The sequence below is a fragment of the Sedimentisphaera salicampi genome (genome assembly GCF_002117005.1).
Taxonomy (GTDB): Bacteria; Planctomycetota; Phycisphaerae; order Sedimentisphaerales; family Sedimentisphaeraceae; genus Sedimentisphaera; species Sedimentisphaera salicampi.
This window is the reverse complement of sequence record NZ_CP021023.1, coordinates 1,955,632-1,978,686: the sequence shown is the minus strand read 5'-3', so window position 1 is coordinate 1,978,686 and position 23,055 is coordinate 1,955,632. Positions and strand designations below refer to the sequence as shown.

The window sequence follows — 23,055 nt, the reverse complement described above, 5'->3', positions numbered from 1 at the left end:
AAAATCTCAATCCCGTCCGCTGGCGCTAATCCCTGAGCTGTTTATAAAAAGCCTTGGGGATAATATTGCAGTCATCATATCAGTGAATTGGGAGAGTAAAGCTTGAATATTATCATATTTGCAAATATAATCCTGTAAGACGTATTTCGGATTTGCTAACTCCATACCACAGGATGCAAAATTGAAGAATATTTTAATCACCGGCGGCTGCGGCTTTCTGGGCAGGTATCTGGTTGATTTACTGCTGGAGCAGATGCCCGAAACCAAACTGAAGATCGTCGATGTAAGATGCGATGATGAGCTTGTTGACCAGCTCACAAAATCTGACAGAGTAGTGCTCAGAACGGGCAGGGATATCTGCAGGAAAAGCTCGATCGAGAATGATTTTGCTGATGCGGATGTTGTTATTCATTTGGCGGGTAAGGTTTCTTTCTCAATCAAAGATAAGCAGCAGCTCTACGACATAAACACTAAAGGCACTGAAAACGTTGCCTCGCTGGCAAGGGATGCCGGCGTTTCTCATTACATCCAAATCAGCTCTGTGGCAGCGATTGGATACGGCAACGACAGGAATAAACCTGTTGATGAGGATTTCCAGTTCGACTGGGGCGAGGCAAGCCGGCACAATAAACACTACAGCCTCTCCAAACACTTTGCAGATCAGAAGGTTTCAAAGATCCTTAAAGGCAAGCATTATACTATAATTTACCCGGGTCTTATGCTTGGCCCGGGCGACAGACTAAACTCGGTAAAGCTTGTTAATGCGATTGCACGGAAGAAGCTCAAATTTGCACTGCCCGGCGGGACGAATGTGGTTGACGTGCGGGATGTTGCAAGGGGTATAACCGAAGCCGTGAAAACGCAGACGCAGGAGAAGCATCTGATTCTATCCGGATATAACCTCACATTTCCGGAGATCAATACGGCGATATCTAAATTCTTAAGAACGCCTCCTCCAACCAAAACCATAAGCCCTAAATTCGAAGGCCTGATGTATCTAACAACGCTTATGCTGGAGAAGTTTTGCCCATGCAATCTGCCGGTTACAGCGGATAATATTCATTCTGCTTTCAAATTCCGTTATTTCGACAACAGCAAAGCCGCAGAAAAGCTCGGCTGGAAACCCGAATACAAATTCGAAACAACCGTTAAGGATATCGTGGAATGGATGGAGGAATATGGACTGCTTGAAGGGTAAGACTGCGGTTGTTACAGGTGCAAGCAGCGGAATCGGGAGGCAGATTGCTGTTAAGCTCGCAGAAGAGGGCTGCAGGGTAGTGATAGCTGCCCGCCGCACCGATAAACTCGACGAGACTGCCGCCCAAATGCCGCCGAATGCCCAGTGCCTGTCTGTGCAGGCAGACATCACAAATCAGAGCGATGTTCGAGCTCTTTTTGATGTGGCTGTGCAGAGGTTCGGCTCGCTGGATATTCTAGTGAACAATGCCGGAAGAGGGCTCAAGGCCGACATAGCTGATATCAAGCTGGAAGACTGGCAGAAAACGCTGGCCGTAAATCTTACAGGCGTGTTTCTCTGCTCTCGGGAGGGGCTCAGAATAATGAAACAGAGAAGCATAAACGGAAAGATTATTACTGTATCCTCGATGATTGGGCTTTTACCCGCTCCCGGATTTGCGGCATACGGGGCCTCAAAGCACGGAGTTACGGGTTTTATGTGGTCGCTGTATTGGGAGGCGAAAAAATACGGGATAAAAACTGCAAGCATATACCCTGCGAGAGTGGATACCGAGTTCTTCGATTCCCACGGCTACGAAAAACGCCCATCCAAAGGGCAAATGCTCTCAGCCCGAGATATCGCAGACCACGCTGCTGCAATCGCCTCGGGAAGCTTCCTTAGAACCGCCGCTGTTGTGCTGAAAAACTCCCTCAAACGCATCAGAGGCTATTTCTCAATGCTTTTCTCATAATCTCAGCCGTAAGATTCAATGAGATTTTTGCGATGAAGCGTGGAGCCTGCCAATACAACCCGATATAACATAAAGATTAAACTGATTTCTGGACGGCTTTTATGTTTCTGCCCGGAAAGGTTTTTCCGAAAATATTGCCCGCTTCATTGCTGAATAAGTGTTATTGAAGCAGAAGCAGAAAAAAATATAATGCTTTCTGCAGAAGTGTCTCAGGCAGCGGGCTGAATAAACGGGACTACCGGCTTTCTGCTCCGCTGGCGGAAGAGTCTTATAGTTATAAGATTCCAAGAGCTGAAAGAAAATTTAAGATTCAGGTGAATAGGTGAAATACAGAGCGGTTTTATTTGATTTTGGTGATACGATAGTAAACTTCGGCCCGTTCGACCAGAAAGAGCTCATAAAAAAGGCCTGCGAGGACAGCTACCGATATCTATCCAATCTCGGCCAGAGGCTTCCGTCGATGAAGAATTACATCAGGCGAATCCTGATAACCATAAAGCTCAAGCTGATGTGGTCTGATATTACGGGCAACGACTTCGATGCGATGGATGTTTTGAAGAAAACCGGCAGAAAATTCGGGCATCAGCTCACCCACCAGCAATGGCTTGAGCTGCTTCGTATATGGTACAGCCCGCTGATGGAAATAGGGCAGGTTGAAAAAAATTTCCGTGAAACTATAGACAAACTCGAAGAGATGGGGCTCAGCCTCGGGATCGTATCAAACACATACGCAGGCGCAGAAGCCCTCGACCATCACCTCAGAGAATTAAACATCTTAGAACATTTCCCCGTACGGGTTTATTCGTGCAACTACAAATTCCGTAAACCGGACAAGCGAATATTCAAATCGGCCGCAGATAAAATCGGTGCTGATTTCAGCGAGATTGTGTTTGTGGGCGATAAAATCGAAACTGATATAGCCGGCTCAATAGGATGCGGGATGCTTCCCGTACTCAAGAAAGCTCATACAAATGAGGGCAAGAAGATTCCGGAAAACGCTAAGGTAATAAATTCACTTGATGAGCTGCCCGGATTGATTTCCGCCGAATGCTGACGCCGGGCAGGCTTTAAGAAAGCCGAAGCAGTAAAATGGCCAACTCAAAACGCAAACCTGCCTTCACCGCCTGCGGCGATGCCGTGTTAGACAGCATCTCCGACGGGGTCTTTACGGTTGACCTGAACTGGCTTGTATGTTCTTTCAACCGTGCTGCAGAGCAGATAACAGGCATTTCCAGAGAGGACGCTGTGGGGAGTTTCTGCTGGGATGTTTTCCGTTCGAATATGTGCGAGGCGCAGTGCGCCCTTAGAGAAACCCTGGAGACAGGCAAACCCCTGATAAACCGTACGGGTTATATTGTGGATGCAGACGGGAATCGCATCCCCGTGAGCGTTTCCACTGCTGTATTACGCGACGAAAACGGCAAAATAATCGGCGGAGCTGAAACATTCCGCGACCTCAGCGAAATAGAAACACTTAGAAGCGAGCTCAAGGGAAAGTGCAGCCTTGGGGGATTCATCAGCCACAGCAGCTCGATGTGCTCTGTGATGGAGCTTGCAAGGGCAGTAGCCGGAAGCCCAAGCACTGTGCTTATCTCAGGAGAAACAGGCTCGGGAAAGGAAGTGCTCGCCAAGGCAATCCACGAAATGGGCACACGCAGCAAAGCCCCGTTTGTAGCTGTAAACTGCGGAGCGCTGCCCGATACGCTGCTTGAATCCGAGCTTTTCGGCTATAAGAAAGGCGCTTTTACAGGCGCAGATACCGACAAGCCCGGACGTTTCGCAGCCGCCGGAGAGGGAACAATCTTCCTCGATGAGATTGGCGAGATAAGCCCTGCAATGCAGGTGAGACTGCTCCGGGTTCTGCAGGAACGCTGCTACGAACCGCTCGGGAGCAACAAGACCGAAAAAACCAGCGCACGCGTTATAGCGGCCACAAATCAAGACCTCTCGAAACTTGTTGAAAAGGGAAGCTTTCGGCAAGACCTCTACTACCGAATCAACGTGATAACCCTGAACCTCCCGCCCCTTAGAGACAGAAAAGAAGACATCCCCCTGCTTGCTGACCACTTTGTAGAAAAATACAACTGCCTCTATGGAAGGGCTGTTCCCGGAATCACACCGGAGGTGTATTCGGCGTTCCTGAATTACAGCTGGCCCGGAAACGTGCGCGAACTGGAGAACACTATTGAAAGGGCGTTCGTCTTATGCAACAGCAAAAGGATCTCCCTCACCCACCTGCCCGCTGGAATAGTCGGGAAAACCGATGAAAATCCAAAGGGCAAATCCATACGTATGCAAACAGACCAAAGCGAGAAAAACGCCATCCTCTCGGCTATCAAAAGAAACAACGGCAACAAAACCGCCGCTGCAAAAGAGCTGGGCATACATAAAACTACGCTCTATCGGAAGCTAAACAAGCTCGGAATAGAATAACACAGTTGCATTTTTGCTACTGACCCGTTGCGTTAAAGTAGCGTTGCTGCACCTGCTCAGCCAAAACTTTTAATAAGCTCTTCATCCATCTCCTTTTATAAAAGCATTATAATTAACATCTTACGCATTTTCTCATATTTCTTCGCCCATTTGGCACAGCTATTGTATAAACAACAGCGGTATGAAATTAGCAATTACAATATGGGCAGGCCGGATTGCTCCGGTATTTGATGCCGCCGGCAAAGCGGTAATAATCGACGTTTCGCCGGAAGGCAGTGAGCTTTCAAGAAGTGAAGTAGTTCTGCCGGAAACGAGCCCGTTTGAGAAGGTTTCGTTCCTGGCGGAAGCAGGAGTAGATCACTTAATCTGCGGAGCTATTTCCTGGCCTGCTCAGGAATTTGCCCTCAGCAGCGGGATTGAGGTGCTGGGATTTATTGCCGGCGATGTGGAGCAGGTGCTCTCAGGCTGGCTCAGCAACAGCCTCACTGCCGCAAGCTTTGCTATGCCCGGCTGCCGCGGAAGAGGCGGCCGGCGAAGGCGGAAAGGCAAAGCGGGAAGAGGGTTTAATCAGAGAAGACAAGATTTTTGAATTAAACTTTACGAAAGGAGAGTTTATTATGCCAAGAGGAGACAGAACAGGCCCGGCAGGACTCGGGCCAATGACAGGAAGAGCAGCTGGATACTGCACAGGCAACCCTGTACCGGGATTTATGAACGGTTTCGGTTTTGGATTCAGAGGCGGCGGACGCGGAATGGGCAGAGGCCTCGGCAGAGGCTTCGGCTTTGGACGCGGAGCATATCAGGCCCCGGCATACGGCGCTTATAACGCCCCTGCCTACGGCCAGCCTCAGATGGATACGGAAACTGAGAAGCAGGTATTAGAAGACAATCTAAGCCAGCTCAAAGAACAGATGAGCCAGATTGAAAAGAGACTTGAATCTCTAAAGTAACCGATGCAGGGTTTAGATGAATCGGTTTACCCTTTCTATATAACAGAGGTTAGGTTCTCCGGTGTCCCCTGCCGGAGGGCCTGATTCTCTTATAAAATGCAATTAAAAAACATTTGGACAGGAAATCGAAATGAAAGCAGCAATCACAGCAAACGGGAAAACATACAGCAGCGCGGTTGACCGCAGATTCGGCAGAGCCGCAGGATTTGTAATATACGATACAGAAACTCACAGCCTCGAATACAAAGATAACTCTCAAAACCTCAATGCAGCTCAAGGTGCTGGCGTGCAGGCGGCTCAGAACGTCGCTGATGCTGGCGTGCAGGCGGTTATAACAGGCCACTGCGGCCCGAAGGCATTTCATGTGCTCTCGCAGGCAGGCGTTGAGGTATATACCACTCAGGCTCAGACTGTGGAAGAGGCAATAGACCTTTTCAGAACGGGAAAACTCGCCAAAGCCTCTCAGGCAGACGTGGAAGGACACTGGATCTAATGAAGACTTCACTGGACTGCATACCCTGTTTCGTGCGTCAGGCCCTTGATGCAGGCAGGATGATCGGGAGCGATGAAAAAACCATCGAACAAATTCTAAAGCGTGTTCTGCTTGCGGCATCAAATTTCAGCCTTGAACTCACTCCCCCCGAAATGGCGCAGACAGTACACAGGATTGTGCGGGAAGAAACAGGCAATCCGGATCCCTACAAGAAGCTCAAAGAAAAATCCACCCTGCACGCAAATGAGGCGGCAGGGAAGGCCGAAGGGTTCATAGCAGACAGCGAGAGGCCTTTCGAGGCGGCGATTCGCTTTGCAATTGCGGGCAATATCCTTGATTTCGGCGCTCGTTCAGATTGGGATGAAAGCGTAATTGATGCCTCTTTTGACAAGGTGCAGCATCAGCCTGTGGACTCCGAAGCGGTCGATATCCTATATGATGAAATCAAGCAGGCAGGCGAGGTGCTTATTCTGGGCGATAATGCCGGCGAAACGGTTTTCGATAAGCTCCTGATAGAGCAGTTCCCCGGCAGTGCTGAGGTGAGCTATGCCGTGAAGGGAGCCCCGATAATCAACGATGCCACAGAGCTTGAGGCCATTGAGGCCGGCATCGAAAAGGCTGCAAGGATAGTTCCAAACGGAGCAGACATCCCGGGCACGGTGCTCTCAGCTTGCAGTGAGGAGTTTCTCGATATTTACAACAGGGCTGATGTGGTGATTTCTAAAGGACAGGGCAACTTCGAGACCCTCAACGAATGCGAAAGGAACGTGTATTTTCTCTTTCAGGTTAAATGCAGCGTGATTGCTGATAAGTATGGACTCGAATATGGCAATTGGATAGTTACATCCAGAGAGTTAATTAAGAAAGGCAGCCAAGAGCAATGCGTTTAGCTGTAGCATCAGGAAAAGGCGGCACCGGCAAGACAACCCTGTCGGTATCTTTGGCCAGGGCCTATGAAGGCCCATCGGTTTATCTCGACTGCGATGTCGAGGAGCCCAACGGGAATATTTTCCTAAAGCCGGATATTATAAATTACGTGAGCGTTAAAACTCCCGTCCCTGAGGTGGATAAAGACCGCTGCGACGGGTGCGGGAAATGTGCAGAATTCTGCAACTTCAACGCAATAGCAATAGCAGGCGGGAAACCGATAGTTTTTCCGGAGCTGTGCCATGGCTGCGGGGGCTGCGAGATGGTGTGCCCGGCCAAGGCGATAACGGAAGTGGGAAGGAAGGCTGGTTCGATTGCCGTTGGAGAAACAGGCACAATCAGCACTGCAGAGGGGCTTCTGGATATCGGAAATGCGATGGCTCCGCCGGTGATAAGGGAAGTTAAAAAATACATCAGGGAAGATGCCCTGAATATTATAGACTGTCCGCCAGGGAATTCCTGCCCGATGATTACCGCAGTGAAAGACGTGGATTTTGTTATACTCGTAACAGAGCCCACCCCATTCGGGCTCAACGACCTTATCCTCGCAGTGGAAACTGTGCGGGAGCTGGAAATCCCGTTCGGCGTAGTGATAAACCGCTCAGACAGCGGAGACGGCCGCGTTGTGAAATACTGCAGAAACGAAGGGATAAATCTCCTGCTCGAGATCCCCGAATCGAGAGAGCTCGCAGAGGCCTATTCCAAGGGAGCGGATATGGTGGATTCGGTACCGGGCCTCGAAGACAAGCTCAAAGGGCTTATCAGCGAGATAGAACAGACAGCAGCGGAGGTGAGCAAATGAAAGAGTTAGTGGTGATAAGCGGAAAAGGCGGAACCGGCAAAACAAGCCTTACAAGCTCGTTTGCAGCACTTGCCGAGAAATCCGTTCTGGCAGACTGCGATGTAGATGCTGCCGATCTGCACCTGATACTTGAGCCGAATATCAAGCAGACAACAGATTTCATATCGGGCAACGAGGCAATAATAGACGCAGACAAGTGCCTCGGATGCGGGGCCTGCTGGCAGAAATGCCGCTTTGATGCAATCGACAGAGTGGACGTGGGGCAATACCGCGTGGACAGCTCTATGTGCGAAGGCTGCGGGGTATGTGTGGAGATCTGCCCTGCAGATGCAGTTGATTTCCCAGACAGCAACTGCGGACAGTGGTTCATCTCAGACACAAGATTCGGCCCGATGGTGCATGCGAAGCTGGGGATAGCCGCCGAGAATTCCGGCAAGCTTGTCAGCGTTGTGCGGGAGGAGGCCAGAAAGCTCGCCCAAAACAGGAGCTCTGAGCTTATCGTTGTTGACGGGCCTCCCGGGACAGGCTGCCCTGTGATCGCCTCCATCACCGGCACAGACGCTGTGCTTGTGGTAACAGAGCCTACAATGTCCGGCATACACGACCTTGAGCGGGTGAGAAGCCTAACGAAACACTTTGATGTACCTACGTTTATATGCGTGAATAAATGGGATCTGAACCCTGAAAACACAAAGCAGATTGAAAAAATAGCTGAAGAAAGCGGATGTCATTTTGTTGGCAAAGTGCCTTATACAAAAGAGATAACAGCCGCTCAGGTTCAGGGCAAAAGCGTTATAGAAAGCGGAAGCGAAGAACTGAAAAAAAACATTAAAGAAATTTGGGAGGAATTGTGTTCCCAGATACTAAAATAAAATGCAAGAGAGTGCCGCTGAATTTCGGCCCGCTGAAAAACGCCTCCGGCAATGCCCGGGTGTACTCAGGCGATGGAGGATTTGCCGAATTCTGGATCATTGTGAGGGATGAAGAAATCGCAAAAGCAGGCTTCATCACTAACATCAGCGAAGAATGTATGCTTTCCTGCTCAGCCCTGGCCGAGATGGCTGAGGGAATGAAACTCAGCACAGCATACTCATTAAACAAAAGCCAGCTCACCGAATACGCAGATATAAATGAGTTCGAAAGCTGCACAAATACAGCAATTGCAGCGATTAAAGAAACAATACTTAATTACCAGAAAGCCGTAACAGAAATAACCTGAAACTATTTGAGGATTGAATATATGAAAATTGCACTGCCCATTGTAAACGGAAAATTGAGCCTCCATTTCGGCCATTGCCAGAGTTTTGCGCTTGTGGAGGCAGACAAAAACTCAAGAGAAATAAAAGAAACTGAATATACCCAGCCTCCGCCCCACGAACCGGGAGTTTTGCCGAAATGGCTCCACGACCTTGGAGCAGAACTGATCATAGCCGGAGGCATGGGGCAGAGAGCTCAGAAGCTTTTCAATGATAACAATATTGAGGTGATAGTAGGTGCCGAATCTGATACGCCTGAGAACGTTGTTAAGGAATATCTTAATAACACCCTTACAACGGGCTCGAATTTGTGCGATCATTAAACGTCTCGTTTAATAATTGATTCGGTTTGTCATCCAAATGTTTCCCCTAATTGCGCGGAGCTGCCGGCTTGCATAGCTTGCCGGCGGCTTTGTTTTTGGGTGTGTGAATATTTTTGTTTTCTGAAATGAACAGATAGTCGCCCCTGAAAAAGAATAGACTATTCAGGGACGACTATCTTTCTGCTCTTTACTTGTTTTTATCGATTATCGATTGAATCCTGCAGTTTCTGGCCGGCAACTGTTTCGAATATCGAATCATCAATTATTAGTTTGCTACCGTCGATTGCTGATTTTTCTTCTGCCTCGGCAGTCTTTAATTCTATTTTATCAAAGAATGCACCAGCACCTTTTTCCACGTCTTTTATGCATACTGTACCAGCTGCAATAATAAAACGGGAAATATTAAGTTTTTTATAGGCACCCGGCTTTCCAGTTGCTTTGTCGTAGATTTGAGCGATATTAGCCTGAATATTATGCCATTTCCCCGATTCAAGAGGCACATCGATAAAGAACCCTTTTTTACGTTTGGCTGACCGCTGAAAATAAAGCCAGCTTGACACTTCGCCCGAAATAGTATATCCCATAGCACGCGGATAATAATCGTATTCATATTCATGTTCAGATTTCACAAAATCAAATTCCATGATGAATTCATAATTGCCGTTATCCTTTCCTTCATTCCCTGAAACGGCAATAATGCGGTAGTATCCGCCGCCTTTTTCAAAAGCTTCTTCAAGAAAATAGCTTCCTTTGAACAGCGGCGCATCTCCCGGGGCCTCAACTATCTGATAGAATTCATTGTATTCGTCCTGCAGCCAGTGTTTGCCTAATGGTTTTGTGTAAACGTAGCCTGAGTAGCGACCATCTTTTTTATGTTTCATTCTCCATTCATTTTGAAATCCGGTTTCAGGGCCATCGCAGTTATATCTGTATGGAATTGACCATCCGGCAAGACCGTTTGCAAAGCTTCCATTTTCTAGTTTGGGTTTTGCCGGCAGATCAATCAATTTAGACATCATACGCGGTTCGATATCTTTTGAAAACTCCTTGAATTTTTCAGGATAAACAAATTCACCCTCTGAGTAAACATTTCGGCTGGTAAATTTTATCTCCTCATTGTCTATATCAACTATTGTATAATAGCCTCCCTTTTCCAGTCCCTCGGCAAATTTTGGAAATTCCTCCCCGAAAGGACGCGGAGGAGTGCCTGAGGGCATAGTAATAAAATTAATGCCCTTATATGTCCAGGCAGTTTTAAGGGCAACCTTTATCCCGTTATGAACATGGCCGTTCAGACAGTATTTTACATTCCCGTGTTCGGCCATAGCGTTGATCAGTTCTTTTTTGAGCCCGGGAGTGTGGGTATACCATTCCAGTTGTGTCAATCCTTGGGGCATAATATGAATATGAACAAAAACTATTGTCGGACGATCCTTATTTTTCTTCAAATCTTCCTTAAACCACTTAAGCATCGGTTCTTTAACTTCAAGGTTATCGTAGTTTCCGAACTCTATATTGGCAGGTATGGTAATAAAATGCCATTTTCCCACATCGAAAGAGTAGTAAACAGAGCGAATCCCATTGATTTTTTCCTCATAATCACGAAATCTCGTATAAGGCGGGCTTGTGTCGTGATTACCATGGTTTACCACTGTTAGCCCGTTAAAGTCTGAATTCCTTTTGTAGAAGTTGTCGAAGGAACGCTCATCAGGCACGTTCACCACATCACCAAGATAGACCAGGAAATCGATGTTCGGTTTTCTTGCATTGAGCTGTTTAACAGTGTTAGAAATATTGTTATTGCAATGCAGATATACGCCCGTGTCGTGTTCATAATAACCAACCTGAGGGTCAGCATTAATTGCAAATGAGAACTTATTGCCTATCTTTTTCAATTCCGGATGCGGATTGCTGATGCCGTCCCACTTCTTATCTATACCAAGCGGCCTTGCGATTGCAAATTTCGGCATCATTGAGGCAGCTGTCCCAATTCCAACAGTTTTCATAAAGTCTCTTCTGTCCATTAATAGGCTCATTCTAACTCCCATAATTTTAGCTTAAAGATTAGTTCCAAATTATTTTCAATTCCGAATATAAGCTTGAAGGCTGCCCGAAATGAAATCAGTATTCTTCATTGCCCTGTTTGAGTAATAAATACCGAGAAGTCTTGGGCGCCCTTTCAACATTTTTATTCAAAAACTGTTATTTATCATATCCGTCCGCACCCCATTGACCATAAATCGGGATAAATGTTTTATCAGTAATCTTAAACGGAAGGTTATCGCGCATTGACTTTTCTTTTCCATCGAAATGGAGTTCAAAATCATCAAAATCACGGATTTTATGCTATTTTGAGGCCATTTTTTTGCCCACACTGCTTTCTTCAATTTTCAGCTCCACTGGATTGAGCAGGTGTACTGATTTCTCTAAATTGCCGGTTATCCTGTCATAAAGCACTCTTGCTCCGTCATAGCCAACCTGCTGACTGTCCAGAAAAACCGTGGTGAGCGGTACAGGAAAACTTTGCCCGAGAGGACCTTCACCAATACTTGCAAGAAATACATCTTCCCCGACTTTCATATCAAATTCTCCAACGGTCTCATAAACACCTTTAGCCACATAGTTATTGCCGGTAAAGATGCAGACAGGGCTTTGCTCTTTTGACATCCTGCCTAAAAGACTTCTGGCGGCGTCTTTAATGCATTCGAAGTTATCAGAGCCATACGTTATCCCTTTTTCGAAAGCCATAAGGTCGGTGCAATATGGGTCATGGTCAAAATAGTTGTGATTCCTCATTGCTTCCTGCCATCCTTCAACCCAAAGTTTGCAAGAAGTAGGTGCGTGAACATAACCAATATAGCCCACAGGGCAGTGATGAGTTTCAAGCAAATGACTGCACGCCTTGTATGCGCCGGTAAAATGGTCGGCAGAGACAGAACTCGTTTCGATCCCGGGTATTAGGCGGTCGAGAAAAACGACCTTTTTGCCCTTAGAAATAACCTGCTTAACAGCATCTTTATATTCCGGAAGAATTTCTGGTACTATTAAAAGCCCCTGAGAATCATTAGGGGGATTCAAAATAGCATTAATAAACAAATCATGCGAATTGGTAGCATCAATCATAGTCAGCTCAACATTATGCTCCTCGCAAAATCTGTTTATCCCTTCATACAAAGCGACACAGAATGAATCTCTCTGCCACCTGATATAACTGATTGATACTCTTGAAGCCTTCTCAGAATTATCAAGGACAACTGCGCCTTTATTAGTTTCATAAGAAATCAAGCCTTCATTTTCCAGTAATTCGAAGGCTGACCGCAAGGTGCGGTAATTTACATCCCACTCTCGGGAAAGCAGATAAATAGGGGGAAGGCGATCGCCTGCTTTGAGCCGCTCTGACTGGATAGTGTCTTTAAGACGCTGCTTTAACTGTTCGTATAAAGGCTTATTGCTGCCTTTTCCTTGATTCGAACTGAATCCTTTTGTTTTGCCGTTTGCCATGATATCTCCAAATTATGATGGCATTGTACATACTTAATACATTCCTGTCAACACAAAGTACAAATATTTTTTGTTTTTATGCAATACCGCAGATTGAAAAAATTTCTGCTTATTCATAAACCGCTGTTTTATATAACGTAAAGAAAATAGTCTCGCCCATTAAAAAACCCTTTATGAGGCCAATGAACATTAAATATTTACGTGTTTTTTTTCGTTTTTTTAAGATTTTCCTTTTACATTTCAATTTTTTTGATATATTCACTTGCACAAAATTTATACATACTTAAAACAATAATGTGTATTTTTATGTGTGCATAAATACAGTTAACCTGTTTTGACAAAAGCTGGAAGGCATTTTAATAGAAGCGTTTATTTAAAGGAAGAGATACAACAAAATTTTGAGGATATTATATGTGTTACTGGAAAACAATCGCAGCCTTCTATATTAAATCATTCTTAAAAATATTTTTCAAGGGCATTTATAAGCCTCTTCGTTAGTTTTAATCCCCCCACATAATTTAATTACAAAACTTTGCCGAAAGTATAGATAAAGGAGAAAAAAATGAATGCCGGAAATGAATTCATCGAGTGTGTGAAAAAGGGCTCAACAAAACCGTTCGTATCGCTTCAGATTGGCGCCGGAGCAGGTTTTGACGTAAAATTAGCCGGTAAACAGTGGAACAGCCAAGGGACATTAGATGACACAATCAGGGCTTATGAAATTGTAGGAGGATTCCCGCTTTTCAATATAGGACTTCCGGGGCTTGAACAATTAGCACCTGATTTGCCATATGAAACGGAAAACAGTGAAACTGAGGGCGAAAAGTTCACAAACACCCATCTGGAAACACCTTTCGGACAGCTTGACTGGAAATTTCATGAGTTGCCAAAAATCGGCACTATGATAATGAAATACCCTGTAACAGTAGATGACAATGAAAATGCTTTCAATATGATAAAATGGTTTGCGGATCAGCATTATAAATATAAGGACAGGGTTGCTGATAAGATTCAGCCTGATGTGGATAAACTGAAAAACCACGGTCCTGTTTCGCTTCAGTGGAACATACAGCCGTTCGAATTGTTCGGTTTGACATCCGTAGATAACCTTGTGCTCCTTGCAAAACTCTACCCTGAGCAGTTCCGCCAAACATGCGACCATATAAGGGATATAAATGCCGCTCTGCTTGAAGAAGTTTTTAAGACGGATGTCGATTTTGTTTTTCTTGGCGCCCCCGGGTCGGAAATGCTTTCTCCGGAATTTTACGAAAAATACATCATCCCGGACTCTCAGAAACTCACCGATGTAGTCCACGGCTGCGGCAGACTTATTTACAGCCATATATGTTCGCCTATTGAGCCTTTCTTGACTATGGGCTTCTATAACCAAATGGGTCTCGACCTGTTTGAAACCTTCTCTCCCCCGCCTGTAGGAAACGTAGAATCTATTGAAAAGGCTCGGGAGATAATGGATGATAATATCTGCACGAGAGGCAATATAGGCCTTGATTTGCTCCTCAACGGCTCAAAAGAACAGGTCGCTCAGGCCACATTAGACCTTTGCGAGGCCACAAAAGGTACAAAACATATGATAGCAGCCTCAGACTACCTCTTCTATGACATCCCTTTAGAAAACGTTCAGACTATGGTTGAAACCGCAGAAAACTTTAAATAACTTATTTAATTGGAACTGAAAATGAAAATAACCTTAAAATCACTGGCAATCCTTTTTGCCTGCAGCTGCTGCTTTGGAATGTCAAACAAAATCACCCATGACTTCAAGCAAAAACCAGAATTGCAGATACTGCCTAAGGGCTCACCGCTTGCAGAAAACGTTGACCTTGTGGATCTCCGGAATTGCAGCCCTGAAACAAAACTGGCAGCGATTACGCTTCAGGGCAAAGTTAACTCCGGCGAAAAAAGCAGAGTTTTTATGCTTGTATACAAAGATAAAGAGGCGGATGAAAGAGCCCACACCAAAATGGATTTCTGGCTCGACTATTTCAAACAGAAAAACCATATAAAAAACTATAAGCAAATAGACTTAGATACATACTTTGCGAAATACAAAGATGCTTACAGCAAGGTGATCGTTTGCGACCCGAACTTGGAGGCCAGTATAAATGTCGCAACAATGATGTGCTCTCTGGATGATGCGATTGTTATTTCAAAGAGCGACTTAGACAAGTTCAGCGATGGAAAAGAAGTTATTCACCTTAGCGGAAGATGGAAGAAAAACGTTGATGCCTACAAATGGGCATACGAGAATCTGTGGGATAAAATGAACCATAAAATGCTCTCATGCCAGCACCCAACTTATGCCGAACATCATCTTCGGGATTATTTAATCAGGCATAAGATTTTTCAGTTTTGGGTAACCGGGGCCAATGTGCAGGATAATCCCGAGGCAGATTCCGAGGCTGAACTGAAGTTCGCGAGGAAACTGATGTCTAAAATGCCTCCCTGCGCACCGCTGGTGGGCTGGCTTGACGGCGGCGAAGATGATATTGGTCTTACCGAATACGGAGGCGTTGGTATAGCCGGAGAGTACGGAATGATAACCCTCGGAACAAACTGGGGAGCGAATTACAGCGCATTGAGCGGGATCTCCGTTGACTTTGCCTCGATGATAAAAAGGTATCAGGCAAAGAAAGACTACTCTGTTCCAAAACTGGAAGATGATAAAGTTTACCTTTCATTCGTAATACAGGATTCCGGCGACGCTCCGGCATACTGGCAAGCTATTCAGGCTGAAGTATGGAAAGACGAAAACAGGGGCAAATTGCCCATCGGCTGGGGTATTACCGTTTCTTCTTTAGAAATGAGTGCACCAATGGTTGAATGGTTCTATGACAACGCAAAAGCCAATGATTATTTCTATTTTTGCATATCAGGGGCAGGATACTGCCATCCATACAGAGATTTCTGCTCGAAAACCAAAAATCCAGAGCAGGCTTGGGACAGATACTTCACGATTATTGATGAGTATGCCGAATTTACCGGCATAGAAGAACTCGGATTATACACAGATGCATGGCTGGAATTTGACCGTAAAGAAAATGACCCTGTAACGAAGAAATTCGTTAATTCGCTCGAAAATATAGATACTTTTATTCTGGGCTTAGGCCGAGACAAAAACATTGTTAAACAGGGTCATAATTATTTGCTTGGCCAAGAAGACTCCCTCGTATCTCACGTGGTAACAAGATGGGACACAAAAAACACCTACCCGAATAAAGAAAATCAGCAGTGGCTGGCTAACGAAATCAGGAAGCATACTCCCAAAAAACGCCCTGCATTTATTATGGTTCATCCGTTAAGCTGGTCTTACTTCCCAACCGACCTGCTGAAGGTAACTGAGATGCTGGGAAATGAATATCAGGCAATATCCCCACGGATATTCAGAGACCTGTATTTGAAATCTATTGATAAATAAGCAATTTGAATGGGGATAATATGATAGATATTCAATCTTCTCTCGAAGGTAAGAAACAACTTGAAACCTTACTCTCGGGGAATGTGCCGGCTTTCCCTCCACACTTCGAACTTCAGTTCCAGCTCGATAAAATATGCTTTGGTATAAGCTGGGATGAGCTCGTAGAACAGATAGAAGGCCAGAGCCCCCAAAAACGGCAGCAGGCTATAATAGATTATCACAGGGAGCTTTACGTTCAGGTGATGGAAAGATTTCACTGGGCTGCTGTACCAGCTCCCGGCGGAGGGGAAGTAGATTACGCAAAAGGCCTTGAAGAGATGAAAAAAGCTGTGGGAGAAAGAGCGCTTGTCTTCTCTTTCAGCCCCGACGGAGTCTTTTGGATGCCGACAGGTTCGGAAATGATGGATTTTGTCGTCAGGCTTTTTGAACACCCGGAACAGCTGCATAAAGAGGCTCGCGAAAAATGCGATAAGGCAAAGCAGCTGGCAAAAATTCAAAAAGAATCAGGAGCAGATTTCATAGTTCAGAACACAGATTTTGGATTTAACAGCGGCCCGTTTATATCTCCAAAACACTTCGCCGAATTTTGCACACCTTACATGGCCGAAATAATCGAATATATGCATAACATAGGCCTCAAGGTTATTCTTCATTCTGACGGGAATTTGAATGATATCCTCGATCAAATTGCCTCAACTAAAGTCGATGGATACCAGTCAATAGACCCTCAGGGAAGTATGGACATAAAGGAAGTAAGAAATCAGTATCCCGACTGGCTGCTTATGGGCAATGTTGCCTGCAATATGCTGCAGGATGTTAATGATGAATCAATACGTGAATCAGTTCGATATTGTATGCAGCACGGTGGATTCGGTAAGCGTTATATTTTCTCAACTTCAAACTGTATATTCAAATCTATGCCGCTTGAAAGCTATAAAATAATGTTAGATGAATATTACAACATATGCGGGAAAAAAATGCTATTATAATATTCTGAAATTTCTCAAGGATTGACAACCATATGTACCAGCTCAAAACGATATCACCTTAGAAACTCAGAAGGAAAATGAACGGCTTTAAATCAAATCATAAACATATTGCTGATTAAGTATGCAATCGCAGGCTGCAGCGGCTTTCTCCGGTGTGAAAATATCATCAGTCCTCAAATCGTGGAAGATGTGATTACCATAATATTATAGAAAGGTTAAAAAGATAAATATGAATTATTTAAACACTGTTGATTATTGCGTAATCGGGATTTATTTTACACTGCTTGTTGGCGTAGGTTTTTACCTTCAGAAGAAGGCTTCATCCAGTATTGAGGATTATGTGGTTGGTAATCGTTCTCTGCCGTGGTGGGCATTGGGGATATCAGGAACCGCTACATGGCTGGATATAGCGGGGACTATGCTGATCGTTTCTTTTTTGTATATTCTTGGGCCGCGTGGATTGTACATTGAGTTTCGTGGAGGTGCGGGCTTGCTTTTGCCGTTTATGCTTTTGTGGGTAGGTAAATGGCTAAGACGTTCTAACGCTTTAACTCCCGCTGAATGGATGATATTCCGTTTCGGCGATGGATTTGGAGGCCGGTTTGCTCAGTTGTCTGCAGCTCTTGGGGGGATTTTTACCACTGTAGGCATGCTCGCCTATCTCATCAAGGCTTTGGGTCTATTCCTCTCGACATTTTTGCCATTCACCCCTCTCCAGTGCACTTTGGTATTCATAGGTATAGCAACCGTTTATACTATGGTCTCCGGCTTTTACGGCGTGGTTTTTACCGACCTGATTCAAGGGGCGATCGTTATAATTGCAGTGTTTATTATATCCTCTATGGCGATCTCAAAAGTTTCGGCCGCCCCTGACTTTTCTGCTTTAGCCGCCAACGTTACAGGCCAAAGCAACTGGACAAGTTCTGCTTTGAGCATGCATGCGGACCTCCCAAAAGGATACGAGGTGTACAGAAATTTATTTATGTTCGCAATGTTCTATTTATTCAATAATATCTTCAGGGGAATGGGGTTCCCCGGCGATCCGCGTTATTTTGGTGCAAGGAACGACAGAGAATGCGGACTGCTGTCACTGATGTGGACAGTAATGCTGATGTTCAGGTGGCCGTTAATGATCAGTTTTGCGATACTTGGCATATTTCTGGTAAATAACCTTTTTCCTGATCAATCTACAGTTGAACAGGCAACCGAAGTTATCCAGCAGCAGCATCCGGAGGTAGCTCAGGCTCAATGGCCTACTCTGCTGTCCAATATCGCCAATCAACCTGAGCAATACCCTGAACTTACCGATAAGATGAAGCATCTTCTTGGTGATAAGTGGGAGAAAAAAATTCTTCTTCTGAGTTATCAGGGAACTGTTAATCCTGAGCGAATTATGCCTGCGGTGCTTTTGTTCAATATTCCGCCCGGGATGCGAGGACTCCTCCTCATAGCACTGATAGCTGCTTCAATGTCAACTTTTGATTCGAACGTGCATCTGGCGGCAGGAATGATGACCCGTGACATTTATCAAAAATACATCCGTCCAAAAGCGGGAAACCGTGAAATAATCTATATGACTTGGGCATTCGTAGTTTTGCTTGTTACAACTGGATTCCTGATGGCTTATTCCCTAAAAAGCGTGAACGAAATATGGGGGTGGCTGGTAATGGGCCTCGGAGCCGGCGCACTCGTGCCTGCATTTTTGAGATTATACTGGTGGAGATTCAATGGTGGCGGATTCGCTATAGGCACAGTTACAGGCGTGTTCTCTGCGATAATCCTTCGTTTTGGTGCAGTCGCTTTCCAAGGCGATCCAAAACATGCTGAGTTGTACGCGATACTAACAGATGAAAGGTGGATGTTTTCCATACTTCTGGTATTCGGCCTAATTGGATCAGTTGCCGGCACATTCTTGACGAAAAAGACTGACCAGAAAGTCCTTGATGAATTCTATAAGAAAACCAAACCATTCGGTTTATGGAATGGACTTCAAAACAAGCTCCCTGAAAATGTCCGCAAAAAAATGCGTCGAGAACATAAGAATGACTGGATTGCATTACCTTTCCTCCTTGTCTGGCACGTATGTCTGCTTTTAATACCAATGCAGTTTATAGTACAGAATTTCAATGCACTGGGAACAACTCTTGTAATATTCCTCTTCGCATCTGCCGGATTCTACTGGTTTTGGTTCAAAAAGCTGCCTAAAGACAATATGTACAATGAAGAGGAAGATGGAGAACTCTGAGCCGATACCAGTTTTCTGCAGAAAAAATTTGAAAAATTTCCTCGTTCAGAAACTTAATCGCTCAGGCGCACTCTCCAGAGCTGGAATCCATTTTAAATGTTTGGTTTGGTTTGATTGGCGGTTTTGTTATAATCTGTGCAAAACAGAAATGCTGAAAGAGGAACTTTTATGAAAATCACGATACTTGTTGACAATAATTCAGCAGAACCATTAGGCTCAGAGCACGGGCTTTCGATGTTCTTGGAAGCTGGAGGCTCGAAGGTGCTCTTTGATGCCGGAAAAACAGAGCTCCTTGCAGACAATGCAGAAAAGCTCGGCGTTGATTTATCCTCTCCTGATTATATTGTCCTCAGCCACGGGCACTATGACCATACAGGCGGCCTCGCTTATGCGCTCAGCAAAGCGAAAAATGCCAAGCTCTACTGCCACGAAGGCCTGCTCAAGGAAAGATACAGCCTCAAATCCTTCGGAGCCCGTTCGGTGGGCGCGCAGAAAGAAGCGAGGGAGGCGATAGAGAATCTGCCCTCAGAGAGAAAAATCTGGTATGAACAGCCTCTCACAATCCCGGGCGGGTTCAACATTACAGGAACTGTACCCCGAATAACCGCCTTCGAAGACACTGGCGGAAATTACTACTTAGACCGTGAAGGCAGATACCTTGACGAGCTGGAAGATGATATTTCCCTCTGGGTAGAAACTCCACGCGGCCTTGTAATTGTGCTTGGGTGCTGCCATTCGGGAATAGTGAATACCATCCGGAGAATCCAGGACATATCCGAAAAAAATAAAATCGATACCGTTGTTGGCGGAATGCACCTCATACATGCAGACGAAGAGAGGCTCAGGGGAACAGTTGAAGATTTGAGGCAGATGGATATCAAACGCATACTCCCCTGCCACTGCACAGGCGATTATGCCGCTGAATACCTGAAAAATAATCTGAATTGCGAGGTTCAGAAAGCTTATGCAGGTATGAAGCTGGAAATTGAATAACTGCAAAGCCTTTACCGCAAAAAGGAATAATATGCAGCCCCTCCCGCAAAAGGAAAAATATGAGTATCAAGGCAGCAGTCTTGTGGTCAATGCACCTGCAAAGCTCAATCTGTTTCTGCTTATTGCAGGGAAACGCCCGGACGGCTTCCATAAGATAGACACGCTCATGACAAAGGTAAGCTGGTACGATTCGCTCTGCCTTGAGGAAGGCTCATCGCCCGGCATTGAGCTGACTTGCAAGGGAGAGTATTGGGCGCCGGAAGATGAATCCAACCTCGTACTAAAAGCAGGAAAGCTGATTTTCCGTGAACTGGGCCTGAGCGAGCCGAATCTGAGAATCACGCTCAGAAAGAATATCCCCGCAGGCACAGGCCTCGGCAGCGCAAGCAGCGACTGCGCAGCGGCTATCGACGGGATTGATAACTATTTCAGCCTCAATATGTCTCACGAATTCAGGCATTATATAGCAGGACAACTCGGCAGCGATGTTCCGTTTTTCCTCGGAGGGCCAATATCAAGATGCACGGGAAAAGGCGAGAAGCTGCAGAAGGTTGATTTGTCCCTTTCAGGTGTTATGTTTGAGATTTTTCTGCCTGATTTTACCTGTTCAACAGCGAAAGTTTACTCCTTCTGCAAACATTCGCAAAAAGATTACGAAGAAAAACTGGAAGCAGTTAATAATGCCCTGAAGCAGGGTTCTGCTGAAAAAATCTGCAAGCTTGGAGTAAATATGCTTGAGAAGCCCTGCTTTGAGGCTTATCCTGAGGCAGAAGAATTTGCCAAAAAGCAAAATAACGGCGAAAAACTTGCTCTCAGCGGGAGCGGCTGTGCTTTTTACCGCTTTTTTTCCATAAATAAACTTGAAAATCACAAAAAAAATGCGAAAATCGATAACTACTCTGCCCTTGGCGGCAGCAGGTTAGTGTCTTCCAACAGTTGGTAAAAACTACGAGGTGGAACTATGGAAATCAGCGAAGTTCGCGTGAAGTTGGTTGAAAATAAGGATGAGAGGCTGAAGGCCTTTTGTTCGATTACAATGGACGGGGAGTTTGTCGTGAGGGACATAAAGATCATCGAAGGCAGCAGCGGTTTGTTTGTTGCAATGCCTTCAAGAAAGATGAGCGATCACTGTCCTGATTGCGGCGCCAAGAACAGCCTGCGTGCAAGATACTGCAGCGGCTGCGGAAAGAAGCTTCAGGAAGACAGAACAAAGAAAGATTCTGCCGGAAGGTCGAAGCTCCATGCCGATATCGCACACCCTATAAACTCTGAATGCAGAGACAAAATACAGGATGCGATATTAAAGGCATACCACGAAGAGGTGGAAAGAGCGAAGCACCCTGATTACGAACCGGTAGATTTAGACAGCTGATTTAATAGGCTGCGGTTCTGTTTGAGCTTTGGACAACTGAAAACCCCATGCGGTTTTCAGAATGGGGAATTTGTTTGACGTTTTCAAGCCGAGGAGGTAAAATTTAACCGCATTCTATTTAATAACTGTATATTATTTCTTCGTTGGGAGTGCCCAAATGCTTCTTTATTTTATTCGCGGTCTTTTCTTTACGATAATTCTTGCTGTCCTCTTCCTCGCAATTGATAATGCTCAGGAAACAGGCGTTTTAAACCAGCCCAAGCTTCTCACCGGCTATTTCCTCGCAATGATACTCGCTATCGTTGTTATAGTGATAGACTGGCTTACCCCCAAAAAACATCTATCATCGCTAACGAGCATCTTTTTCGGGCTTCTTGTGGGTATGCTGATAAGCTCAGCAATCACGCCTGTAATTTCCACGGTGAACGACCTTTACAATATCGGCATGAACGAGCAGGCACTCGGGACAACCCGCTGGATTGTAAGCATTTGCATCTGCTATCTCACGATAAGCATAGTTATGCGGACAAAGGATGATGTTCGATTTGTTATCCCGTATGTGGAGTTTTCTCGCCAGACAAAAGGCGTGAGGCCGCTGGTGCTGGATTCCTCTGTGATAGTTGACGGAAGGATCTTCGAGCTTGCCCAGACAAAGGTTTTCGATGCACCGTTTATAGTGCCCCGTTTCATACTGAACGAACTCCAGCTCCTTTCCGATTCACCCGACAAACTCAAGCGGACAAGAGGAAGAAGGGGGCTTGATATGATAGCCCAGCTTCAGTCTGAGCCGGTAGTGGAAATCAGCATTGATGATACGCCTCCCCCGGGGATTGAATTTCACGCTCCCGTAGATCAGAAGCTCGTTGCCTTCACGAAAAACTGCGACGGCCGACTCGTTACCACCGACTACAACCTCGGGAAGGTGGCGATGGTACGTCAGGTGGATGTGGTGAACATAAACGATATCGCAAAGGCCATCAAGCCCGTTGTTCTTCCGGGCGAGCCGCTGAAAGTTAGGATAATCAAGAAAGGCGAAGAACGCAAACAAGGCATCGGATACCTTGAAGACGGAACGATGGTGGTAGTGGAAGATACGAGCGATATGATTGGCGAGACAGTGCCGGCAATCGTTACAAGCTCGCTGCAGACCTCAGCAGGCAGGATGATTTTCGCCAAATTCGAACCGGCAGAGCTTGCCGCAGAAAAGAGGAAGGGAAATCCTTCCAAGAATAGCTGAGGGAACGCACTACTCTCCTGTTAAATCCATTCTGAGCCCTGAAAAACGCTTATAACCGCCCTGCAAGCTTTTTGAAACGAGACAGGGCGAAATTTTAAATATTGAGCGCTCTATGTTAGAATAACTGCGGGCTGAGAGCCCGAGGCTTTATATTGCCTCTGGAACGGCAA

At 45.6% G+C, this 23,055-nt stretch carries 22 protein-coding genes; 20 read left to right on the top strand and 2 right to left on the bottom strand.

The features are described from left to right. Positions 1-181: 181 nt before the first annotated feature. The 12 genes from STSP1_RS07455 to STSP1_RS07400 all read left to right on the top strand — a co-directional run bounded on the left by STSP1_RS07455 (position 182) and on the right by STSP1_RS07400 (position 9,112). Positions 182-1,198: an NAD-dependent epimerase/dehydratase family protein gene (locus STSP1_RS07455; RefSeq protein ID WP_161491667.1), complete on the top strand. Its 1,017-nt coding sequence runs from the start codon at positions 182-184 to the stop codon at positions 1,196-1,198. Next, positions 1,179-1,928 (top strand): SDR family oxidoreductase, encoded by a 750-nt coding sequence (locus tag STSP1_RS07450; protein WP_085755755.1) that lies wholly within the window; start codon positions 1,179-1,181, stop codon positions 1,926-1,928. The genes STSP1_RS07455 and STSP1_RS07450 overlap by 20 nt, the downstream gene beginning before the upstream one ends. A gap of 322 nt (positions 1,929-2,250) precedes the next feature. After that, positions 2,251-2,982, top strand: coding sequence for an HAD family hydrolase (locus STSP1_RS07445; protein ID WP_085755754.1), 732 nt, complete (start codon positions 2,251-2,253; stop codon positions 2,980-2,982). A gap of 35 nt (positions 2,983-3,017) precedes the next feature. Further along, positions 3,018-4,361, top strand: a complete 1,344-nt coding sequence (locus STSP1_RS07440) for a sigma-54 interaction domain-containing protein (protein ID WP_085755753.1) — start codon at positions 3,018-3,020, stop codon at positions 4,359-4,361. A 181-nt stretch (positions 4,362-4,542) separates the two neighbouring features. Next, entirely contained in the window at positions 4,543-4,950 is a 408-nt protein-coding gene (locus STSP1_RS07435) for a NifB/NifX family molybdenum-iron cluster-binding protein (protein WP_085755752.1), read from the top strand. A 28-nt stretch (positions 4,951-4,978) separates the two neighbouring features. After that, positions 4,979-5,311: a DUF5320 domain-containing protein gene (locus STSP1_RS07430; RefSeq protein ID WP_085755751.1), complete on the top strand. Its 333-nt coding sequence runs from the start codon at positions 4,979-4,981 to the stop codon at positions 5,309-5,311. A gap of 130 nt (positions 5,312-5,441) precedes the next feature. Beyond that, complete coding sequence (locus tag STSP1_RS07425) at positions 5,442-5,804, top strand: NifB/NifX family molybdenum-iron cluster-binding protein (RefSeq protein WP_085755750.1); 363 nt, start codon at positions 5,442-5,444, stop codon at positions 5,802-5,804. After that, entirely contained in the window at positions 5,804-6,694 is an 891-nt protein-coding gene (locus STSP1_RS07420; protein ID WP_085755749.1) for a damage-control phosphatase ARMT1 family protein, read from the top strand. Before STSP1_RS07425 ends, STSP1_RS07420 begins: the two co-directional genes overlap by 1 nt. After that, complete coding sequence (locus STSP1_RS07415) at positions 6,685-7,533, top strand: ATP-binding protein (RefSeq protein ID WP_085755748.1); 849 nt, start codon at positions 6,685-6,687, stop codon at positions 7,531-7,533. Before STSP1_RS07420 ends, STSP1_RS07415 begins: the two co-directional genes overlap by 10 nt. Then, positions 7,530-8,405 carry an ATP-binding protein gene (locus STSP1_RS07410; protein WP_085755747.1) on the top strand — a complete coding sequence of 292 codons (876 nt, stop codon included), beginning with the start codon at positions 7,530-7,532 and terminating at the stop codon, positions 8,403-8,405. The genes STSP1_RS07415 and STSP1_RS07410 overlap by 4 nt, the downstream gene beginning before the upstream one ends. Beyond that, complete coding sequence (locus STSP1_RS07405) at positions 8,384-8,752, top strand: hypothetical protein (protein ID WP_085755746.1); 369 nt, start codon at positions 8,384-8,386, stop codon at positions 8,750-8,752. The genes STSP1_RS07410 and STSP1_RS07405 overlap by 22 nt, the downstream gene beginning before the upstream one ends. 21 nt (positions 8,753-8,773) lie before the next feature. After that, positions 8,774-9,112, top strand: a complete 339-nt coding sequence (locus tag STSP1_RS07400; protein WP_085755745.1) for a NifB/NifX family molybdenum-iron cluster-binding protein — start codon at positions 8,774-8,776, stop codon at positions 9,110-9,112. 197 nt (positions 9,113-9,309) lie between these two features. On the opposite strand, the gene STSP1_RS07395 is transcribed toward STSP1_RS07400, so the two are convergent. Together STSP1_RS07395 and STSP1_RS07390 are read right to left on the bottom strand one after the other, a co-directional pair. Continuing rightward, on the bottom strand, positions 9,310-11,136 hold the full coding sequence (locus STSP1_RS07395; RefSeq protein ID WP_161491666.1) for a metallophosphoesterase: 1,827 nt from the start codon (positions 11,134-11,136) through the stop codon (positions 9,310-9,312). 322 nt (positions 11,137-11,458) lie between these two features. Further along, positions 11,459-12,613: a GntR family transcriptional regulator gene (locus STSP1_RS07390; RefSeq protein ID WP_085755743.1), complete on the bottom strand. Its 1,155-nt coding sequence runs from the start codon at positions 12,611-12,613 to the stop codon at positions 11,459-11,461. 562 nt (positions 12,614-13,175) lie between these two features. Between STSP1_RS07390 and STSP1_RS07385 the strand changes: the two genes are divergently transcribed. The 8 genes from STSP1_RS07385 to STSP1_RS07345 all read left to right on the top strand — a co-directional run bounded on the left by STSP1_RS07385 (position 13,176) and on the right by STSP1_RS07345 (position 22,885). Then, entirely contained in the window at positions 13,176-14,288 is a 1,113-nt protein-coding gene (locus tag STSP1_RS07385; protein ID WP_085755742.1) for a uroporphyrinogen decarboxylase family protein, read from the top strand. 21 nt (positions 14,289-14,309) lie between these two features. After that, a complete protein-coding gene (locus STSP1_RS07380; RefSeq protein WP_085755741.1) occupies positions 14,310-16,049 on the top strand; it encodes a GxGYxYP domain-containing protein in 1,740 nt (579 codons plus the stop codon). A gap of 20 nt (positions 16,050-16,069) precedes the next feature. Further along, a complete protein-coding gene (locus tag STSP1_RS07375; RefSeq protein ID WP_085755740.1) occupies positions 16,070-17,038 on the top strand; it encodes a uroporphyrinogen decarboxylase family protein in 969 nt (322 codons plus the stop codon). Positions 17,039-17,267: 229 nt separating this feature from the next. Beyond that, on the top strand, positions 17,268-19,283 hold the full coding sequence (locus STSP1_RS07370) for a sodium:solute symporter family transporter (RefSeq protein ID WP_085755739.1): 2,016 nt from the start codon (positions 17,268-17,270) through the stop codon (positions 19,281-19,283). A 168-nt stretch (positions 19,284-19,451) separates the two neighbouring features. Then, on the top strand, positions 19,452-20,276 hold the full coding sequence (locus STSP1_RS07360; protein WP_085755737.1) for an MBL fold metallo-hydrolase: 825 nt from the start codon (positions 19,452-19,454) through the stop codon (positions 20,274-20,276). Beyond that, on the top strand, positions 20,269-21,219 hold the full coding sequence (gene ispE, locus STSP1_RS07355; protein ID WP_085755736.1) for a 4-(cytidine 5'-diphospho)-2-C-methyl-D-erythritol kinase: 951 nt from the start codon (positions 20,269-20,271) through the stop codon (positions 21,217-21,219). The genes STSP1_RS07360 and ispE overlap by 8 nt, the downstream gene beginning before the upstream one ends. Before the next feature lie 18 nt (positions 21,220-21,237). Continuing rightward, a complete protein-coding gene (locus STSP1_RS07350) occupies positions 21,238-21,648 on the top strand; it encodes a SpoVG family protein (RefSeq protein ID WP_085755735.1) in 411 nt (136 codons plus the stop codon). A 157-nt stretch (positions 21,649-21,805) separates the two neighbouring features. After that, positions 21,806-22,885 carry a PIN/TRAM domain-containing protein gene (locus STSP1_RS07345; RefSeq protein WP_085755734.1) on the top strand — a complete coding sequence of 360 codons (1,080 nt, stop codon included), beginning with the start codon at positions 21,806-21,808 and terminating at the stop codon, positions 22,883-22,885. Positions 22,886-23,055 lie beyond the last annotated feature (170 nt).